General features: G+C 47.5%; 1 protein-coding gene and 2 pseudogenes. 2 read left to right on the top strand and 1 reads right to left on the bottom strand.

Annotated features, from left to right (window positions below):
* Both AACQ81_RS01580 and AACQ81_RS19640 read left to right on the top strand, forming a co-directional pair.
* Positions 1-2,193: Tn3 family transposase (locus AACQ81_RS01580; protein ID WP_237388408.1), on the top strand; the 2,193-nt coding region annotated here is incomplete at its 5' end.
* A 69-nt stretch (positions 2,194-2,262) separates the two neighbouring features.
* Positions 2,263-3,039: pseudogene (locus AACQ81_RS19640) on the top strand (IS701 family transposase); the annotation flags it as partial.
* Positions 3,040-3,187: 148 nt separating this feature from the next.
* Here the strand turns inward: AACQ81_RS19640 and AACQ81_RS01565 are convergent.
* A pseudogene (locus AACQ81_RS01565) lies at positions 3,188-3,357 on the bottom strand (ISAs1 family transposase); the annotation flags it as partial.

Genomic DNA, 3,357 nt, shown 5'->3' with positions numbered 1-3,357 from the left:
GCTGAGCAACAGGGGTTCAATTTCCATGAACACTTCTCGACTAATGTCACTGGTATAAACTTTTCTCATCCCGCCAGTTTACATGAAAAACTATTCAGGTTTAAAAATATTCTGAATAGGTTCTTAGATCATCTGGTGAAAATGCATGACCAGTACATAATGGATATGTTGCGCAAGGGAAAACAAAAATACGAAAAGAAACATCGTGAATTTCGCCAGCGTCAGAAGAAAGCCATTGATACCATGCTGGAGACGACACATTTTCTCCTGAATTGGCTGAATGATAAGCCATTAAACAAAGCGGATTTGTGGCACTGGATTGATGAAAAAAAATTGCTGAAATCGGTGGCAGACTTGCACATCTTTAAGCAGCTGGAAGAGAGTGGATATGGCGATATCCTGCTGGCTCGTTATCCCAGTTTGCGAAAATATTTTCCGGCGTTCCTGCACCTGCCGTTTCAGGCCAAACCAGGAACGGAATTACTTCTGAAAGCGATTCAAGTCATTCGTCAGCTTGATACCGGCGAATTGAAAAAATTGCCTCAAGACGTACCTACTTACTTTATTCCCCGGGAACTTCGGCGTTCGCTGAAAGGAAAAGAGGGTAAAATCCAGCGTAATGCCTGGGAGTTGGGTGTGGCGATTGCAATTAAGGACGCTTTACGTTCCGGAGATCTTTTTATACCCAAGAGTAAACAACACCTCTCTTTTTGGGATTTGATGTTAAATCAGCATCATTGGCAGGATACCCGTAATTCTGCCTACTATGACCTTCAGATTCCCTTCAAAGATCAGATAAAATCTCATTTGCTTCTACGCTTTGATGAAAGCGTAGAAGCAGCAGAACAGCACTTTGAACGGGATAGTTTTGCTGAAATCAAAGAGGGAAAGCTCAAGCTGAAACGTTATGACAAGGCCGATATTCCGCAGGAAGTGAAAAAGCTCCAGAAAGTTATTGATGCCAGTATGCCTTCTATTCGTATTGAACAATTACTCATCGAGGTGGATAGAGAAACGAATTTCACACGCCACTTTATTCCAGTACAACAGCATCAATCCAGGCCACCGAAATTTTATAACACACTGATTTCAGTTTTGATTTCTCAAGCGACCAATTTGGGTGTAGTCGCAATGAGTGCAAGTGTTGATGATATCACCGTCGATATGCTGCGACACGTCTTGCAATACTATGTGCATGAAGAAGCCCTTACAGCAGCCAGTGCCGAAATTGTTAATCAACATCATCAGTTGCCATTCAGTGAAATACATGGAACGGGCCAGACATCGTCGTCCGATGCGCAACGTTTTCGTATCCGGGCTGACAGTTTATTGGCAGCATACTATCCCCGATACTATGGTTACTATGAAAAGGCGATAGGGATCTATACCCATGTATCTGACCAATATTCGGTATACAGTACGAAGACGATTTCCTGTAATCCGAGAGAGGCGTTATACGTCCTTGATGGTCTTCTGGAAAATAACACTATCCTGAAACCCCGGGAACATACCACAGATACGCACGGCTATACCGAGATAATCTTCGCCTTGTGTTATTTGCTGGGATATTACTTTATGCCCAGGATACGTGACCTGAAAGATCAACAACTCTACCGGGTGGAGCGTCATGTCAATTATGGTGTATTTACGCCGCTGTTGAATAAAACTGCCGATCTCAGCATTATTGAAGAGCAATGGGATGAAATGATTAATGTGGCTCAGTCACTCAAAAAACGAACCGCCCCGGCTCATGTGATTGTAGAGCGTCTGACTAACAGTTTTCCTTCTGACAGGTTATCAAAAGCCTTCACCAATCTGGGGCGAATTATCAAAACAGAGTATATCTTACGCTATATTACCGATGAAAATTTACGTCGTACCGTTCAACGCCAACTCAACAAAGGAGAATACCGGCACAATTTGCCCCGCTGGATCTTCTTTGCCAATCAGGGGGAATTTACGACCGGTGATTATGTGGAGATCATGAATAAGGCGAGTGCCCTAAGCCTGGTATCTAATGCGATTCTGTACTGGAATACAACCAGGATTAGCCATATTATTGATGAGCTCCGGCGGCAAGGTGAAACACTGGATAACGAGATACTCGCACACATTTCTCTATTACCTTATAAGCATGTCCTGCCGAACGGCACCTATTTCGTCGAAAGCCTGGCTGAACAGGATGAAGATTAAAAAACTGGCTCCATTTCGTGTTGCTGAGCTTTATACCGTAAGTTTCTGTTCAAATGCTCCCGCTAGTCCTTTCTCTGTTATGCCGGTCAGGGCGGCCATGCCTTTATTGACCGGGCGTTATACCTGCCTAAACAATGGACGGATGACCGGCCCCGCTGTGAAGCCGCCGGCATTCCTGACGCCGTCACCTTTGCCACCAAACCGCAGCTCGCCCGGCAGATGCTGGAACGCGCATTAGAGGCCGGTGTGTCCTGTCGCTGGGTGACGGCAGATGCCGTTTATGGTCAGGATCGTCGCCTGCGCGGCTGGCTGGAGTCTCGATATCAACCGTTTGTGCTGGCGATCCCCAAAAATGAACCGTTGTGGTGGCAAGGGCCCACCTCTGTCAGAGCAGACAACATTGTGGACAGCCTGACGCCTGGGCAATGGGAAAAACCTTCTGCGGGACGGGGAACGAAAGGCGAACGTCAGTATGACTGGATTCGGGTGCCGCTCTGGCGTTTACAACTCAGTGAGAAAGAACGGGAATAGGGCCATTATCTGCGGGTTCGGCGCAGCCGGGATGAAAAACAGGCACGGGCTTACTATGTCGTGTATGCGCGCAGAGAACAGGCGGCTCTGAAAACCCTGGCTCAGGTGGCGGGCCATCGCTGGGAAATCGAAAGTGGCTTTGAGGAAACCAAAGGGGAATGTGGGCTGGATCACTACGAAGTGCGGCGATGGCAGAGTTGGCACCGGCATATTACCTTGTCGCTACTGGCCCATGCAGTCCTCGCGGTTCTGCGGGTACAGGAGAAAAAAAACACCGGTAGGCCGGGTTCCGCTCAGTGTAGCGGGACTCCGTAAGCTGCTGTCAAAACTGATGGAAAAAGCGGGAAAGACAATCGAACAGGTTTTACATTGGTCAGACTGGCGACGACGGCATCAATACTACGCACAACAATGTCATTATCGGAGCCGGGATAACCTTATGATTACAGAACAGTTACGGCTGTAGAACTAAGCGATTGGTGCAGGCAAAGGCGCTGACCAGATGGACTGCCGCCTTGCCGTTGGCTTTATCGAGTGAACGACGCAGGGTTTTGCCATCTATGGCGACGATATCTTCTTCTATTCCTTGAGCCAACGTAGATACCCAGGCGGTGAAACAGTCGGCAAAAGCCT

Origin of the sequence: Xenorhabdus sp. Sc-CR9, assembly GCF_963897815.1 — a bacterium.
Lineage (GTDB): Bacteria > Pseudomonadota > Gammaproteobacteria > Enterobacterales > Enterobacteriaceae > Xenorhabdus.
The sequence above is the reverse complement of the archived record's forward strand: the minus strand, read 5'-3'. Positions and strand labels throughout refer to the sequence as shown.